The following is a 15,986-nucleotide window of genomic DNA, read 5'->3' on the forward strand; positions in this document are numbered from 1 at the left end:
TTCGAATTTTATAGAGGCAATCTTTTCCCATTATTTCCACATTAAAAGTTGAGCCGCCCTTCTTTATTCCAATAACTTCATACGGTTTTTCATAACTGGTCTGGATATTTTTCATGATTCTTTCCGCCGATTCAGGCGTAGTGATCTCAACCGGGGATAAGCCAATAACCTCATCCGAGTCATAACCAAACATATCAGCAAATGCCTGATTGGCCATCACTACCTTTCCGCCTACTGAAATGATCATGCCCTCAAAAGCTGCTTCACTCAGCGTTCGATACCGCTCTTCATTCTCGAGCAGCGCCTCCTCAGTACGCTTGCGCTCGGTAATGTCAACTGCTGTCCCTAAAACAGCCGGGTTTTGCTCAAAGGTAGTAACCCGCGCACTATAATCGACCCAACGTTCTTCACCCCCCTTGGTTTGTATTTTGATTTCATATCGGGACGGCACCTTCTTACCTCCCTGTCTTGCCATGCCACGCTTTTTGACCAATTCTTGAAATTCCGGATGGATAACTTCCCAAAAATTCATTTTCAGCAATTCGTCTCGAGTGTATCCGGTTATTTTTGTGGCTGCGGGATTTACATACTTCACGCGGTTCATTTGATAAATGAAGATGGCTGCGGAGGTCATTTCAGCGAGGATTCCAACCTGAAGATCTTCAAATTCCCTAACTTGTTTGCGCAAAGCGCTTAAATCCTTGATAAGCTGAGCTTTGCTTTTTTCGTTATCTCTCATCATAGCCTCCCAAGCTTGAGATGGAGTACCCAACCCGAAGTTTTTAAAAAATAGATGTTGGCTAGCTTAAAAAATAGATAAGTCGTCTTTTTCCAAAAAGAGACGGGAAAATTGGCAAGGAATACGAAAGAATAGATGATTTGGCAAGCATGCATAGTCTATCCATCATAAGACAGACTTTCCCCTGAGTCTGATGAATTTTTAAGAAAATGAAGCGCTCATTAGAACCCTGATTGGGAAAATGAATAAATTGCTAACCAAAGTGAGACCGTCTTTTATTTGAAAAGAGGGAACTAAAGTGAATCCTAATCCTTTGGTCTACAAAAACTTAACAAAATCTTTAGGGATAGCAAGATATATAACGAAAATTTTACATTTATTTTGAGGCACCTCGCAGGTAAAAAAGATTGTAATTGAACGGTGAATTTTCTATATTCAGCAGAATATTATTTGAGGTAAAATGGCGGCAATTTTATTTTTCATTTTTTTAGCTTCGGTTGTTTCCTTTTACGTGGTCTTTCCAATCATCCAGGCAAGAACACAGATAGGCAGTTGGAAGGAACCTTCTTCTAACAATTATGCGGGTGATTTAATAGAAAGAAAAGAGGCCATTTACGCCGCTATTAAAGATATCGAGTTCGATTATCAAATGGGCAAACTTTCGAAAGAAGACTATCAGGAATTACGGCAGCAGTACAAAGATGAAGCGGTTAAACTTTTGAAGAAAATCGACCAGAAGCAAAAAAAGGTGATTAAAGGCGAGGCAATTCGTGCTAATAAGAAAGATGCACAGGCTAACTTTTGCTGGATGTGCGGGACTGCGCTGGTGACAAGCGACAAGTTTTGTGCGAATTGCGGGGAAAAGATCGAATGATTTCAATTATCATTCCTGCATGGTAAGCGGGAATCCATTTCTGCTATGTTGATGCCCCGATTAATCCCGATTTCGATAAAATAAATCTTAAAAGGATTTTCGCGACGGGCATGAAAAAAAAGAACAAACGTTCCGGAGGTGCAATCACAACCTTCTATCTTAAAAAACTCAAACGGTGACAGAAACTCAATCAACAGTAATTGCAGTAACCGGGCTAACGAAAACTTTCGGCAATCTTTATGCACTTCGCAATCTCAGTTTTAGCTTGAACAAGGGAGAATTTCTAACCATATTCGGCCCGAACGGCGCCGGCAAAACCACTCTGATTCGAATCCTCTCGACCATCACCAAAGCTTCTTCCGGAGAAATCAAAATTGCAGACCTCTCGTTTGAAGACGACTCCGAAAAAATTCGCCGCCAAATTGGCGTCATTGCACATCAAACTTTTCTCTATGAAAACCTGACCGCGGAAGAGAATCTGCGTTTTTACGGCAAACTATACGACGTTGAAAATCTATCCAAAAAAATTGAGACAATCCTTTCTGAAGTGGGTCTGGAATTGCGAAAAAAGGACTTTGTGCGCACCTTTTCGCGCGGCATGCAGCAGCGGCTGGCAATCGCACGGGCCCTGTTGCACGAGCCCTCGATTCTCCTCCTTGATGAACCGTACACCGGCCTGGATCAGCATGCTTCGGGGATGCTCACCAATTGGCTGAATCGTTTGCGGAGTTCCGAGCAAACAATCTTAATGGTCACTCATGATCTCGAACAGGGCATGGAATTGGCGGATCGAATTGCAATTCTGGTCGAAGGCCAATTGGTATTCAACCAGGAACAAAGGGGAGTCGACGTAAAGAAATTCCGGCAAACTTATTACGATCTCGTGGAGAAAGATAAGCGATGATTGCCAAAGTTGGCGTGCTCCTCTGGAAGGATATTCTTTCGGAATTGCGCACCAAGGAAATGATTTTCGCCATGCTGGTGTTTAGTTTAATGGTGGCGGTTATTTTTAATTTTTCTTTTCCACCGGGCAGCGAATTTATTAAGGACGCATCTCCAGGCATTCTCTGGATGACCTTCATATTTGCCGGTTTGTTGGGGATGAACCGGTCTTTCGTTTACGAAGTTGACAAAGGCTGCCTGCAAGGACTCATGCTTGCCCCGATCGATCGATCGGTAATTTATGTCAGCAAACTGCTGGTCAATTTTATTTTCATCGGCACCGTGGAATTGATTGTGACGCCGCTGTTTGCCATCTTTTTTCATTTTAGTATCATCGATTCGCTCGGGGCTTTTTTGCTGATGCTGTTCTTAAGTACGCTGGGATTTTCGGTCATCGGAACTTTATTTTCTGCGATTGCCGTAAACACGAAAACCCGCGAGGTCATGCTGCCTATCCTGCACTTTCCCGTCTCGATTCCGATCCTCATCTGCGCGGTGCAGGCAACCTCTGCCATTTTTCAAGGGCAGGAGTGGAGCGAAATCTGGAATTGGTTGAAAATTTTGATCGTTTTCGATATTATTTTTCTAATTTTAGCTATTTTAATGTTTGAATATGTTATTGAAGAATAGAACATTGAAATCACAAATAAACGGCTTGTCCGGGTAAGGAGTGTTATGAGCTTAAAATCGATTCTTGGTCCGGCACTTTTTGTATGCATGCTCGTCAATCTCTATTTGATTTTCATGTTTGCGCCAACTGAAAGCTCCATGGGGCATGTCCAGCGGATTTTTTATTTTCATGTGCCGACCGCCTGGATTTCCGGCCTCTCACTATCTGTGGTTTTTATTGCCAGTATTTTGTATCTTTGGAAAAAGCAACGAAAATATGACATCGTTGCCCATTCTGCCGGTGAAATTGGCGTACTTTTCATGACCCTGTTTTTGACCACCGGCCCCATTTGGGCGCGGCCGGTCTGGAATACTTATTGGGATTGGTCGCCGCGATTAACCTCAGCTCTCGTGCTGTGGTTTATTTTTGTCGCCTATCTAATGCTGCGTAATTTTGTTGAAAGCGAGGAAAAAGGCGCCCGCCTTGCCGCTGTTTTTGCAATCATCGGGTTTGTGGACGTACCGATTGTCTATATGTCCATCAGGCTCTGGGCGGACATTCATCCCCGGCCAGTGATTGGTGGCGGCGAAGGTTCCGGGCTACATCCCGATATGCGAATCGTTTTCTATTTTAGCGTGTTTACATTTACTTTACTTTTCTTATATTTGCTCATTCAAAGAGTTCGCTTGCAAAAGGCAACAGTGGCTATTGCCGAAATGAAGAAGCAATTAGCATTTCATTGATGCAAATGAACAGGAAGGAGAATAAAACTAAAATGGGAAAGATCATCCTTTCAATAATCACCATCTTCTTGATTATTCCATTTGCATCGCCGGCCCAAGTCCCGCGCCTTGTCCATTATCAGGGAACGCTGAACAATGATGACGGCACTTCATTCACAGGAACGACCGACCTGCAGTTCACTGTTTTCAGTTCCCTGAAAAGTGAAAAACCTCTGTGGTCGGAGGTGCATAAAAATATCGAAATTTCAGACGGGAGTTACGAAGTCTTTTTGGGCAGCCAAAATCCGTTGAATCTCTCTTATTACGAATATTTCCTGGAAGTCAAAGCTGAGAACGTAAATAGCAATAGCGCAAGGACCATGATCGTTGGCTCCGGTTACAATTTCCGTCTTAAATTTTTATTTGCTGCTTATACAGTCGTTTGGGTGGCGATCTCGATTTATCTGTTTAGTATTTCGCGCCGCCAGAAAAAGCTGATCGCCGATTTAGAGACTTTAGCGAAAGTAAAATAAAAAAGGCATAGCCGGGGCTGGCTGCGCTTGTCCTATTCAAATCGAGGGATGTTTCTTATGTTAAAGTTTTTAGAAATTATCGCAAGCAATATGTTGTTAATTGTTGATAACTTTTTGCTATATTTGTTTTTCTACCAAAATTGAGATACTACAGAAAATAATGGAGATTTTGAAATGTTAAGCCGTTTTCTTTTAATGACAGTCATGTTTGTTTTTTTTGCCTGCCAGTCAGAAAAAAATAACCATAGTGAAGAGGGCACTCAAAAAAACAACCGTACGAAAGCACCCGAATTTGTTCTACAAACATTGGATGGAAAAGATTACGATTCCGGCGAATTAAAAGGCCGGGTTTTAGTCGTGGATTTTTGGGCGACGTGGTGCCAACCGTGTATACAAGAAATTCCGGATTACAACACGCTTTACAAGAAATTTAAATCAGAAAAGTTTGAAATGCTCGGTGTTACCCTGGCTTCCGGAGATGCAAACGCCGTAAAGAATTTTATTGGCAATCTTAAGATCGATTATCCGATTTACATGGGGAATGACAAGGTTGGTGCAGATTTCGGAGGTATTATGGCCTTCCCTACAACTTTTGTTATCGATCAGGATTGGAATATTGTAAAAAAATATGTTGGAGGAGGGAAAGTGAAGATTGACGAAATAGAAATGATAGTTGAAGCGCTCCTCGAAAAGAGCTAATTTTGCGGCGATTCAAGCCTGATCTTGACATAATTTACCAGACTAATCCCTCCCCTGATCATCAGTAAAAGCAGACCGGGGAAGACAAATACCGCACCAATAAACCACCCTGAGTTCACATAATCCTTACCAAAATATCCCAGTAGAAAATAGCGCGGAACGCGTCCAACAAAGCCGGCGAGCATAAATTGAATTTTAGGATATTTCTGGCTAATGGCATATATCCTCAACGGTTCAGCTGGGATGGGCAAAAAAGAAGCAAAAGATAAGATCAAGAATCTGGATTTGTCAAATAGAGGAGCCATGCTTTTATAAAGCCAGCTTTCCTTAAAGTTAGCCACTTTATTAAATTTGAACAAGATAGTAAAAAAAATGTATTCGGATAAGTAAGCGACCAAAGTAGCCAGCCCGCCAACCAACGCAACCATTCCTGGATCAGCGCCTGCCACCGCGCCAACCACAAGCAAATTCGCCGGCAGGGGAAAGTAGGCAGTTGCCGTGCACATTAAAAGAAAAAAAACGGTCAGACTAAATACCTGCCCGGAATCTGATATTAGCTTTTTATTTATCCAATACCAATAAATTCCAACGATGAGGATGGACAATAGAAATTTGAGGATGGAGCGTGTGTTCAATCGGATTTTTTTCACTTCGGAACTTACAAAACTTCTGAGATTCTAACAAGATTTTTTTCTACGAGGCGTGAACCTTAGTATTGGCCGAACCGCATTTTCGCCAGCCTTATAAAAAGCGCTAAAATCTATAAACTATCGGGATGAAAACAGTCACAAAATTTGTAGATATCAAAAGCCGGTAGTTGCAGGCCTCTCTAACTTAGCCAAAATTTTTACAGTTTGCTTCTCATATTGTGAGTCCTATATTCTCTAAGTTCTCTCTCCGATAAAAGTGGAGTTTCGTATGACCTATTTAAAAGATGGCACTCGTCGTTTTCCCGGCTTCTTTTGTTTCTGTTTAATCTTTTAATTGTACCCCAGCTATGTTTTGCACAGGTGCCAAACGACAGTTGTACGGCGGCAATTGAGATTTCATCTTTTCCTTTTACGGATGAACAAAATACGAGATTGGCCACTGCTAGCAATGATGACCCCGTACTATCCTGCCTGCAAAGCGCCGGCGGTAGAACAGTCTGGTATACGTTTACATCGGACTCACTTATATTCTTAGAAGCCGGCACGGAAGACAGCCGGCCTTTCGAATATAATACCGTACTGGCAATTTTCAGCGGCCTTTGCAATTCATTGGTTGAAATTGCATGCAATGATGATATCGTGCCGAGCTCGTTCCTTCAGTCAAAAGTTGAGTTCAGGGCCGAAGCCGGAATCACGTATTATATTCAGGTTGCAGAAAGTGATGCGCCCGGCGAGGGGGAGAAGAGCCAATGGGCGGCGATTTAAAATTTACTCTTAACGAAATTCCTTTATTTAAAGGACCACAAACCGGAAGTATTGCCGGAGGAGACTCTGTTTCAACCAATGATTTTACGAATACTCTTTCAAAGAAAATAAATCGAAATAAGGCACCCCGAAATTTAGTTCGAGCGCGGCGCTTGAAGAAGATCGTCAAAAATAGAAAAAATGCGTTTAATGAGCAAGACGCCACCAAATTCTAATTTTGTTAGAGACAAAAGGGTCGACCATTTGAAGGTGAGCGGCCCTGTTCTTCAGGACGGCTTTCCGGGAATACCTAACGGTGAAGTAACCCCTCCTGACCCGGTGATTGCAGCTGGCCCCTCTTGGTGCTGGGAATATGGGCTGCAATCGCCAAAGCGGTGCCATACTACGATGCGCGTCGTAGAGAAAGAAATAAATACAAACTTGTAAATGCCTTTGACGACCAAAAACTTTTAACAGTATCCTGTCAACGGCTGCATATATCTTTAAATCCTAACTAACTGCTTTTCTTCCAAATGGGCCACGATAATTGTACCGACCATATCACCCATACAGTTAATCGTTGTACCGCCCATGTCAATCAAGCGATAAATGCCACCGACAATGACAGCGATTTCAAGCGGCAAATGAAATGCTTTCACAAAGATGAGCGCGATAACCAATCCGCCGCCGGGGATTCCGCCTGAGCCATTCGAAAGAAGTAAGCCAATTAATATAATAGTTGCCTGAGAAGCCAGGCTGAATTCGACGCCCGCGGCCTGAGCTGTAAACAGTAGCACACCTGCTAACATAATCGAAGTACCATCTTTATTCATTTGCGCTCCCAACGGCAGTGTGAAGGAGTAGATGCTTCGGGGTAGTTTCACCCGGTCTTCGGCTACTTCCAAAGAAACCACTAAACTGGCAAGACTACTGCACGTGGCTGCGGTTGTGGCGTAAAGCGGGGCTGTCTGTTTGAAAAACGAAAGAGGCGATTGCCGTGTAAACAGAAAAAGCAGAAGGAGATAAATAATAACCATAACCGCTTGCGCGCCCCAAACACCGCCAATAAAAAGCGCCAGCGGGCCGAAGATGGCAGAACCATACTGCCCTACTGTACTGGCAGCCAAAGCGCCAATACCGATGGGACTAAAATGTAAAATGATATCTACCAGCTTTCTGAAAAGTTCAGCCAGCACATCGAAGACTTTACCCAGGGACTGCTTTTTCTCTTTCGGCATTAACAAAGTCGTTATTCCAAGGAAAACCGCAAACACAACAATCTGCGACATTTGGCCGGCGCTGAATGCTTTGAATATATTTTCAGGAATAAGATCAAGGAGAACCTCTGTAACACCCGGAACCTGCCCGAATGTATCTTCTACTTCCCCGGTTAATTGCATGCCAACACCCGGTTTAAGCAAGTGCATCATTGACAATCCCAGTGTTAAAGCCATCACGGTGGTGAACACATAATAGATGGCTATTCGGGAGCCGACTCTTCCCAGGGCTCGAATATCTTCCAGGCTCGTTAGTCCGGCTAATAGATTAAAAAAGACAAGCGGTATCGCGGCCATCAGAAGCAGACGAATAAACAGATCGCCTAGTGGCTGTACCACAGTGGCTTTCTCGCCAAAAACGATTCCCAGTAGAATACCCATCGCCAAATAGATTAGAATTTTTACGCCTAGTGATAGTTTGCGATAACGTTGATAGTGTGAAAGTGATGTATTCTCAGAATCGCTCATTTCATACCCAGATGTTTAAATGCACTTTCTAACAGAATCTCAGTATAGGTTAAGTAATTGTGCCGTGTTACCGGAATATAGTCATTCATTTGCGCCGGATTTCCTTCTAATATTTCACCATTGGGACGAATGGTGTGTCCCATGGACCACATGAATTGCACAACCGGTTTTTTGCTGGTAGGAAAGACCAGGGTCTCCTCCCATTCCCAGGTATTGCTATATCCGCCCGCGGGCATACCGATGGTGTAGGCCATACCGTTATCAACAACCTGGGCCGCAAATTGATCCAGGTGAGACCCGCCATACGGACTGAAAAAGCAGACCAGCTTGCCGGTGAAATGAATCTCAGCGGGCTGTAAAATTCCATCCGAATGTTTGGGTAGATGAGCAAGTTTAAAGGGTACATTATTGGAATAGGCCTGGCCATCTTTTATGGCTTGAGTGACATCGCTTTCCAACCAGTCCATGAGCCAGGAACCGTCATTAATGGTTTCGGTGACGCCGTGGTCGGTGACATTTTTGCGCACGAAACGTTTTTGTCGATCTCGAATAAACTCGCCTGTGATATCACTGATTCTGACATTGCCAAAGGTAGTCTTAAAAGGTTTTGGAGAAAGCCTTTGCAGTGCATAAGCACCTTTAGAGCCGCCCCTGCTGCGGGTACCGTCCCAGATGATTGCGTAATCAAGCATGTTATGCTCTGCAGCATATTCCACCAGCCGGTCCATATCGGCGACCAGATTTTCCCTGAAACCGTACCAGTCTAACACAAGAACTTTTTGACCATGATCATGTTTATGCAGGACATAAGTCTGGCAGCTATACACCTTGCTAAAACCGGGATAGCGTTCGTCTCCAAAACCTTGATAAAAACCCTGCCAATCAATATTTTCAGGATCAAAATATGGTAGCTCGATTGTATATTGCACCCCATCTTTTTTCTCCAGGGTGCACTCCAAGGTGTTTTCTTTGAGTGTCGATGGAATGCGGTACGTCTGTTGCGGCAGCGCCTCGGCAAACTTCCACCACAAGCCGTTCGTCGTTGAATAGCGGTGATACGGTTCCTTAACATCGAAATACTCAGCGATCGGTTGGCCATTTACCGCGGTCAGCTTATCGCCGATCTCGGGCTGATTCTCACCAGTATATTCAAGTATGTTTTTCGCATAATCACTCACAAAAAAGAAATAAGCTTCGGGTGTGCCGTAATCCGCGGCAAATCGAATGGGTGCATGGCTTATTATCATGCCGGGCAACTCGAGTCCACCATCCACTAAACCAACGCTAAGATGGCGATCTTTGCGCGCATTACTGATTTTCATCAGCACGTTAAAAAGCTTTTCATCGGTATTCGCAGCAATCATTTCATCTTTAAATCGCAGCATGCCAGCTTTGATATGCAGGTTTAAAATTTCATTTTTGATTGGCGAAAAAGCTTCTCTTTCCATCGTCTTAGCTAAAATAGTGTCAAACAGCGCTGCCCGGTCTTCGGCGGTACTGACATGCGATGCTTTTTGGCATGAACATAAAACGGAACAAAGAATCATTAAGAAAATGTTTAAATAGGATTTTATCATTTGTCCTTCCGGTTAGAGACCTTGTCTAATTCTGGTAAGTCCTAAATGCAAGTCATCCCATGATTTAACACAAGTCATCCTGACATAGTCGTCTCCACTGGCGCCAAAAGGCGCCCCTGGCACAAGGGCAATGTGCTGGTCGCTAAGCATTCTTTCTGCAAAGGCTTCTGATTTTTCCCCGGTTTCTGCTATGTTGATCCAGGCATAAAACCCACCTTCCGGCGGCAAACATGACAGCCCGGGTATTTTGTTGATCTCGGTAGCTACAGTGTCGCAGCGTTTCTCCCAATCGACCCACATCTGCTTGACTTCCGGTCGATATTCTTCTGCTAACGCAAAAGCAGCTCCAGCCTGGGTAAACGATCCGGCGCAAGTCATCAGGTGCTGCTGAAATATGACGGCGGCTGAAATAATAGACTCCGGCGCATACATAAAACCTATGCGCCAGCCGCCCATGGAAAATGTCTTGGTAAATCCCATAAGTCCAATTGTGCGTTCTTGCATGCCAGGCCGCGTCGCCAGGCAAATATGCTCGCGGGCTTTCCACGTTACTCGTTCATAAATCTCGTCACAGATGACCCAGAGATTGTGTTTTTGGGCGACAGCCGCAATCATGTCGAGGTCTTCTTCGGCGTGGACCGTACCGGTGGGATTTTGCGGCGAGCACAACAAGATACAGCGGGTGCGCTCGGTAACGGCCGCTTCCAGCTCTGCGTGCGTCCAGCGAAACCTGTTTTCACGGCGAATCGGCACCGGAACCGTCACGCCACCACAAACTCCGATGGTCGCCTGGTAACTGACAAAACAGGGATCTTCAACGATCACTTCGTCTCCGGGACCGATGATTGCCAGCAGCGCCAGAGTTAGCCCGTTTTTGCAGCCCATGGTTGCCATGATAGATTTGTCAGGGTCGAGAGAAAGATTATTTTCCCGCTCCAGTTTACGTGCGACCATTTCAAGGTAGTCATGTTTACCCTGGGCTTTCGTCTGGTGCGTATCCCCGGTCAAAAGGGCTTGGGAGGCAGCCTGATTAATGTAATCCGGGCTGTGCTCAGCAGCCCGTCCTGCTGAAAAGTCGAGAACAGCGATGTCTTTACTTTTTAAATCGGTAGCGATATCGGCAATGCGCACCGTGGCAGAAGAAGGGGTTTGTTTTATCCTCTGCGCGAGGGGCGGCACGACGTTTTCCATCTTAGTTCCTTTCATTTTTAATTTTTCCATCGGCCCTTGCAAAAAGTTCGTGCATTTCTCTCCAAAATTTGTTTAAATGAATCATGCCGTTGCTGGGCCAGCTCAAGAAGCGCCCTGAACTCGAATATCTTTGTAATAGGCCCATGAACTGCGGTAATTGGACTTAGGTTCTCATACCAGGCGATCTTGTTGTTACCCGATGAAGCGGAAAGGACATTGGTATCACCGTCATCGTCCACGACAGCCGAAACACGGAAAATGCCCTGTTTGCGGCTGTGTCGTGATGACCTGCTAAAGCTTTATGGGCGATTTTATCAACGACATGTTTCCATCTTCCTCGTCCCACCAGTTTGTCATATCTTCCTCCTTTTCTTTAATCCTTGTTCTATTTTTGTATTTTCCCGGCAAGCTCAGTTAACGAGCTGCGAAAGTTCTTTTGGTCGAAATTAGCACCAAATACATAAGCTCCGATTATGGTAGTGGCAAAAAGTATAAGAGACCAAATTAAAGTCGTCATGACACCGGTAATTTCACTAGGTATTTTTGCCGGTTTGCCAGTCACCTCAGAATGTACCACCACAAACAATGAAGTCAAAGCAATCAACACGACGATGGCTCCGCTTACGCTAAGAGAAATAAAAATAACTTTGCGTCGGTTTGTCCACTTTGGTCGAAACTCAGGATCCGCCAATATTTTTTTCACTTGTTCGCTTACTGCCGCTGAGCTTTGTTTTTCTTCAGCCATGAGAATATCCTCCTCTGAAAGTAAAGTAAGTCCGAGCGATGGGCAACGGTCTGGTGACTGAGTATGTCAATGACCAAACATCGCCCATCTTGTGAATTAGTTCTGTTATATTAAAGCTTAATTCTATAATAGTGGTAGTCTGTATTAGCTATATAAAGATTGAGTTGACCGGGACCAAGTACCAGGAAGCCGCGGTTGGTCTCAGTGTCGAACGATTCGTTATCAGCTTCTTCACATCATTTCATGATATTCATAGCCTCGGCAAATGTCTTGAGCGCCTGAAGCATGAAATATATGCGCTATGCATAGTTGAGTATAGCTGGCACAGTGACCAGGCCGACCACAAAAAAATCACCAAGAACACAGTCACCAAATGTATAAATGACAGGGCGCGATTTCTTCAACATGAGACTAAATCTCCATAACCAGTGAATTTTCTGGCCCTCCAATGCTGGCTCCAACCTTCTTCAAAATCGCCTTGTCGTGAATCGGACGGCCGTCTGGCGGCGCAGGACGCCGGTTCACTTTCCGATGTTCGTCAACCTCATTCCCTCTGAACGGGTCACAACCACAGACGCCACCAAATCCCCTGTGACATTGGTCGACGTCCTAGCCATCCCAAGCAACGGCTCCACCCCCATGATCAACGCGATCGCCTCTCCCGGCACCCCCACCGACATCAGAATCACCACAATCAACGGAATCGATCCGCTGGGAATCCCCGCGGCACTGATTGCCGTGAGCACCGCCATCACCACCACAAGCCCCTGCGTTGCCAATCCCAACTCGATTCCAAACGCCTGAGCCAGAAACAAGATGGTCACGCCTTCGAAGAGTGCTGTCCCGTTCATGTTCAACGTTGCGCCGAGGGGAAGGACGAAGCCGCTCACCTCCCGCGGCACCCCAAGTCCCTGCTCCGCCGCCCGAATCGTCGTCGGTAGCGTGGCACTCGAACTGGCCGTGGAAAACGCGGTCAGCATCGGAAACCGAATCGTCCGATAAAAGCTTCTGAGCTGCACGCCACCCAGTCCTTTTGCAATCAAGGCGAGCACTCCGAACTGGTGCAGTACGAGGCCGCCCAAGACTGCTGCCGTGTACAATGCCAACGGCGCCAGAATGTCGAAGCCGAACTGTGCCGTGACCGCGAACGTCAGGGCCGCGACACCCACCGGCGCCAGCTTCATCGCAAACCCCACCATCACGAGAATGGTTCGGGCCAGTGCTTCGAGAAATCGTACCAACGGCTCCGCGAACTCTTTGGGCAGCCGAGTCACTGCGACGCCAAACACCAAGGTGAAGAAGATGACGGCCAACAGATCCCCCTGGGCCGCGGCAGTGATGGGGTTGCTCGGCACGATGTTGACGAACGTAGAGATGGAGAGATCACTCCCGGCCACACCGACAATTGCATCCGCCTCGGTGGAAAACGTCTCGACGAGTGTTCTCCGGAGGTCCGGTGAGATCACGTCACCCGGACGCAAGACGTTCACGATGATCAATCCGAATATGGCGGCGCCGGCCGTGGTGACGACGAAGAAGATCAGAGACCTGGCGCCCATCCGGCCGAGCCGCTTGAGGTCGCCGAGTCCGGTCACGCCGAGGACGAGGGTGGTGAAGATCAGGGGAACGACCACCATCAGGAGCATACGGAGAAAGATCTGCCCCACCGGACGCGCGACGTAGCGAACGGTCCAGTCGAGCGCGGGAGCGCCGGGCCAGAGGAAGCTTGCGGCGGCGCCGCCAAACGTTCCGATGGCGAGGCCCAGAAGGATCTTGTGGTGAAGGGGGATGCGTGGTGTGCTCATATCTCGATTGGTCAGAGCTCGCTGTCCTCGGCTTTGTACACCACTCCCATGCCACCACCAAGCTTTTCAAGGATTTTATAGTGGGATATAGTTTTGCCGACCATAGTGTTTGGAGAATATAATGAAAGAGAATTCGAAAGATAAGCGAGAAAGATGTAACTGTCAAGGATTTCCCAGCAGTTGCGAAGTCTTAACGGGCTCTACCGGAGATTTACGGTACGAGCACATCAATCATAATTTGACAGGTTTGACGGGCTAATCAAGATTAGACGGTTTCTTGCTCAGCGAGACCGGCCCGAATTAGCAGATAGTCTACCAACCGGGAGAGAGGGTCGAAGCCGATGATCTGCGGCGCATCAGCTACGAAGTTAGACATAACGTTAATGTCATAATAGTATATCTGCCCGTCGCGGGCGTTGAGCAGATATTCCACGCCGCCGACTTCGATGTGAGCCGCAGCTGTGATGCGCTTCACGTCCTCGATAACCTGGACCGGTGGTGTGTACACTTCCACCATTTTATCCCGGTTGGAAGCGTTATCTTCCAGGCCGCTGTCCTTGCTTTGTTGTCCTGGCCACGACACCTGGCAGTAGTCGGCTGGGCAGAGGTTGAATTCGTCTGCGGTTAAAAATATACGAATGGCGTACAGAAATGCGCCATTCAAAAACTCCACCCGCACGATACTATCCCCTTCAGCCGGCAAATATTCCTGCACTAGTGCTGTGTGGTCGATCCCCAGGTCAATCGTCCCAGCTTGGGTCGACGCACGCAGCTCGTTTGGCGTATTGAACCGTACAATGTTAGCTCCACTCCCGCCGATGTTAGGCTTGACGAGGACTGGGAAGGTCAGCCCGTCGGCTGCCGCTAGTACCTGCGACAGATGGTTAATTACCTGGGCGCGGGGATACCGTAGACCGAGATACTCGAGCAACCTCAGTTGCCGTGCCTTAGAGAACTCGTAGAGGTAGGCGTCATAACCGTTAAGGACATTAGCGCCCGTTTCCTTAAGGTGGGCGAGGTATTCCAGGGTGTAGAAGATGGCTTCGGCGTGACCGCGGATGTAAGCGGAAGGACTCATGCGGTTGACCACCAAGGCATAAGGGCAATGGCGATCGCTCGGGTTGTAACGGTGCTCGTAGGCCAGGATCCGGTCATAGCTGACGCCTCGCTTGTCGAGTTCTGCGAAGAGCGGCCTAAACCACTCAGGGTGTTCATAAAATATTGCCAAGCGCTGCTTACTGCTTAAATTGTGATTGTTCATGCCAATCGTCCTCGTTGAATGTTATAGTTTGCTTTCGTAGGGGTTCTCGATTTTCCCACAAAAAAATGGACACACATTGTATACGCGGCACATCGCTCATATTGTTGCGGTGAGTTAAAGGAGAGATGTTATTTCTTTCACTTCGTTAACTGGTTTTCGAAGGCTTGTTGATTGAAAATAGAAATTGATGACTTGGCATCTTTCAGAGGACGGGCAGATTCTTTGAGAAGTTCGTTATCTGTAGACTTGTCGAGGTAACTTTTGTGGCGAATACGGTTTCGTTAAAGTTGCGTTAAAATTTGAGTAAGCATGGGTAAATTTGAGAATACAAAGAAAGAAAAAGCCCTCAAAAAATGAGAGCTTTTCTCCTATTTCTATTGAAATTAGCCTTGTACGCCAGGAGGGATTCGAACCCACAACTTTTGGCTCCGGAGGCCAAAGTCTATGCATAGTCTAAATAGCTGTTTGTTTTGCATATTAGCTATTGGCAGTTAATAACTTTGGTAATATTTTGGCAATATTTTTAGCCGTCCCCACAATATTCATGTCGCTTCGACGGATTTCTCAAGAATTCTAATAATGTGAGAGTTTGATGCCAATGAATGCACAGCGCTCGCACTCATTGGCATCAATAAAACACTGAGCGTTTAACTCTAACTTCAAGCTATCAACTTCTTGGCGGCAAGACTCTCCGCGAGTTGTTGAGCGCCATTCCAAACTTAGGAAGCCGTGTAATTGGGTCGTGATAGATTTCTTTTTGCCGGGAACGGGCGTCGAACAATCTCACAGTGTCTTCATTGACCTGGTAAAGCAACTTCATCTTGTTTATGTTTCTCCACTGATTCAGCTTAAGGATAGGATGACCGATGTATCCAAGAGCTTTAAACGGAAAGCAATTCTTCGTACTCAGCTAGCGTAATTGCAAACTCATTTTGGGTCTGCTCATTCAAATCGAACTTTCGAAGCACGGCTGTCAACTCCGAATTTTTTTTGATATCAGCAATCTCTTGAGTGTTGGCACTGCCACTTTGTAGGGTTAGGATAAGAGTCAGTGTCATCAAAGATATTGTTCTTCTCATGGCAAATTCTCCTTTTTAGAATTGCCATGAGATAGGCCAAAAGATATGCCCCTGAAAAAGTAGGTATTTT

General features: G+C 46.1%; 18 protein-coding genes. 8 read left to right on the plus strand and 10 right to left on the minus strand.

Annotated features, from left to right (window positions below):
• Positions 1-739 (minus strand): PAS domain S-box protein (locus IH879_08500; GenBank protein MCH7674978.1); only part of this gene is annotated, 739 nt, incomplete at its 3' end.
• A gap of 460 nt (positions 740-1,199) precedes the next feature.
• Here IH879_08500 and IH879_08505 point away from each other — a divergent pair.
• From IH879_08505 to IH879_08530, 6 genes are all read left to right on the plus strand, one after another.
• Positions 1,200-1,613 (plus strand): zinc ribbon domain-containing protein, encoded by a 414-nt coding sequence (locus IH879_08505; protein MCH7674979.1) that lies wholly within the window; start codon positions 1,200-1,202, stop codon positions 1,611-1,613.
• Positions 1,614-1,788: 175 nt separating this feature from the next.
• A complete protein-coding gene (gene ccmA / locus IH879_08510) occupies positions 1,789-2,517 on the plus strand; it encodes a heme ABC exporter ATP-binding protein CcmA (protein MCH7674980.1) in 729 nt (242 codons plus the stop codon).
• The gene (locus IH879_08515; GenBank protein ID MCH7674981.1) at positions 2,514-3,185 is read left to right on the plus strand and encodes a heme exporter protein CcmB; all 672 of its coding nucleotides are present in this window, start codon (positions 2,514-2,516) and stop codon (positions 3,183-3,185) included. The genes ccmA and IH879_08515 overlap by 4 nt, the downstream gene beginning before the upstream one ends.
• A gap of 45 nt (positions 3,186-3,230) precedes the next feature.
• Entirely contained in the window at positions 3,231-3,908 is a 678-nt protein-coding gene (gene ccsA / locus IH879_08520; protein ID MCH7674982.1) for a cytochrome c biogenesis protein CcsA, read from the plus strand.
• A 32-nt stretch (positions 3,909-3,940) separates the two neighbouring features.
• The gene (locus tag IH879_08525; GenBank protein ID MCH7674983.1) at positions 3,941-4,420 is read left to right on the plus strand and encodes a CcmD family protein; all 480 of its coding nucleotides are present in this window, start codon (positions 3,941-3,943) and stop codon (positions 4,418-4,420) included.
• A 174-nt stretch (positions 4,421-4,594) separates the two neighbouring features.
• Positions 4,595-5,119: a TlpA family protein disulfide reductase gene (locus tag IH879_08530; GenBank protein ID MCH7674984.1), complete on the plus strand. Its 525-nt coding sequence runs from the start codon at positions 4,595-4,597 to the stop codon at positions 5,117-5,119.
• Here IH879_08530 and IH879_08535 read toward each other — a convergent pair.
• Positions 5,116-5,769, minus strand: a complete 654-nt coding sequence (locus IH879_08535; GenBank protein MCH7674985.1) for a hypothetical protein — start codon at positions 5,767-5,769, stop codon at positions 5,116-5,118. The two genes, IH879_08530 and IH879_08535, sit on opposite strands and share 4 nt — an antisense overlap.
• Before the next feature lie 360 nt (positions 5,770-6,129).
• Between IH879_08535 and IH879_08540 the strand changes: the two genes are divergently transcribed.
• A complete protein-coding gene (locus tag IH879_08540; GenBank protein MCH7674986.1) occupies positions 6,130-6,534 on the plus strand; it encodes a hypothetical protein in 405 nt (134 codons plus the stop codon).
• 482 nt (positions 6,535-7,016) lie between these two features.
• On the opposite strand, the gene IH879_08545 is transcribed toward IH879_08540, so the two are convergent.
• From IH879_08545 to IH879_08560, 4 genes are all read right to left on the minus strand, one after another.
• Positions 7,017-8,258, minus strand: a complete 1,242-nt coding sequence (locus tag IH879_08545; GenBank protein ID MCH7674987.1) for a dicarboxylate/amino acid:cation symporter — start codon at positions 8,256-8,258, stop codon at positions 7,017-7,019.
• Complete coding sequence (locus tag IH879_08550) at positions 8,255-9,835, minus strand: hypothetical protein (protein MCH7674988.1); 1,581 nt, start codon at positions 9,833-9,835, stop codon at positions 8,255-8,257. Before IH879_08550 ends, IH879_08545 begins: the two co-directional genes overlap by 4 nt.
• A 12-nt stretch (positions 9,836-9,847) precedes the next feature.
• The gene (locus IH879_08555) at positions 9,848-11,041 is read right to left on the minus strand and encodes an aminotransferase class I/II-fold pyridoxal phosphate-dependent enzyme (GenBank protein MCH7674989.1); all 1,194 of its coding nucleotides are present in this window, start codon (positions 11,039-11,041) and stop codon (positions 9,848-9,850) included.
• 370 nt (positions 11,042-11,411) lie between these two features.
• On the minus strand, positions 11,412-11,771 hold the full coding sequence (locus tag IH879_08560; protein MCH7674990.1) for a hypothetical protein: 360 nt from the start codon (positions 11,769-11,771) through the stop codon (positions 11,412-11,414).
• A gap of 131 nt (positions 11,772-11,902) precedes the next feature.
• Between IH879_08560 and IH879_08565 the strand changes: the two genes are divergently transcribed.
• Complete coding sequence (locus IH879_08565; protein ID MCH7674991.1) at positions 11,903-12,196, plus strand: hypothetical protein; 294 nt, start codon at positions 11,903-11,905, stop codon at positions 12,194-12,196.
• A 96-nt stretch (positions 12,197-12,292) separates the two neighbouring features.
• Here the strand turns inward: IH879_08565 and IH879_08570 are convergent, their stop codons facing one another.
• The 4 genes from IH879_08570 to IH879_08585 all read right to left on the minus strand — a co-directional run bounded on the left by IH879_08570 (position 12,293) and on the right by IH879_08585 (position 15,916).
• Positions 12,293-13,576 carry a dicarboxylate/amino acid:cation symporter gene (locus IH879_08570; GenBank protein MCH7674992.1) on the minus strand — a complete coding sequence of 428 codons (1,284 nt, stop codon included), beginning with the start codon at positions 13,574-13,576 and terminating at the stop codon, positions 12,293-12,295.
• A gap of 265 nt (positions 13,577-13,841) precedes the next feature.
• Positions 13,842-14,837, minus strand: coding sequence for a hypothetical protein (locus IH879_08575; GenBank protein MCH7674993.1), 996 nt, complete (start codon positions 14,835-14,837; stop codon positions 13,842-13,844).
• 667 nt (positions 14,838-15,504) lie between these two features.
• Positions 15,505-15,657: a hypothetical protein gene (locus tag IH879_08580; protein MCH7674994.1), complete on the minus strand. Its 153-nt coding sequence runs from the start codon at positions 15,655-15,657 to the stop codon at positions 15,505-15,507.
• Positions 15,658-15,718: 61 nt separating this feature from the next.
• Positions 15,719-15,916 carry a hypothetical protein gene (locus IH879_08585; GenBank protein MCH7674995.1) on the minus strand — a complete coding sequence of 66 codons (198 nt, stop codon included), beginning with the start codon at positions 15,914-15,916 and terminating at the stop codon, positions 15,719-15,721.
• Between the last annotated feature and the right edge of the window lie 70 nt (positions 15,917-15,986).

Source organism: candidate division KSB1 bacterium, assembly GCA_022562085.1.
Classification (GTDB): Bacteria; Zhuqueibacterota; Zhuqueibacteria; order Oceanimicrobiales; family Oceanimicrobiaceae; genus Oceanimicrobium.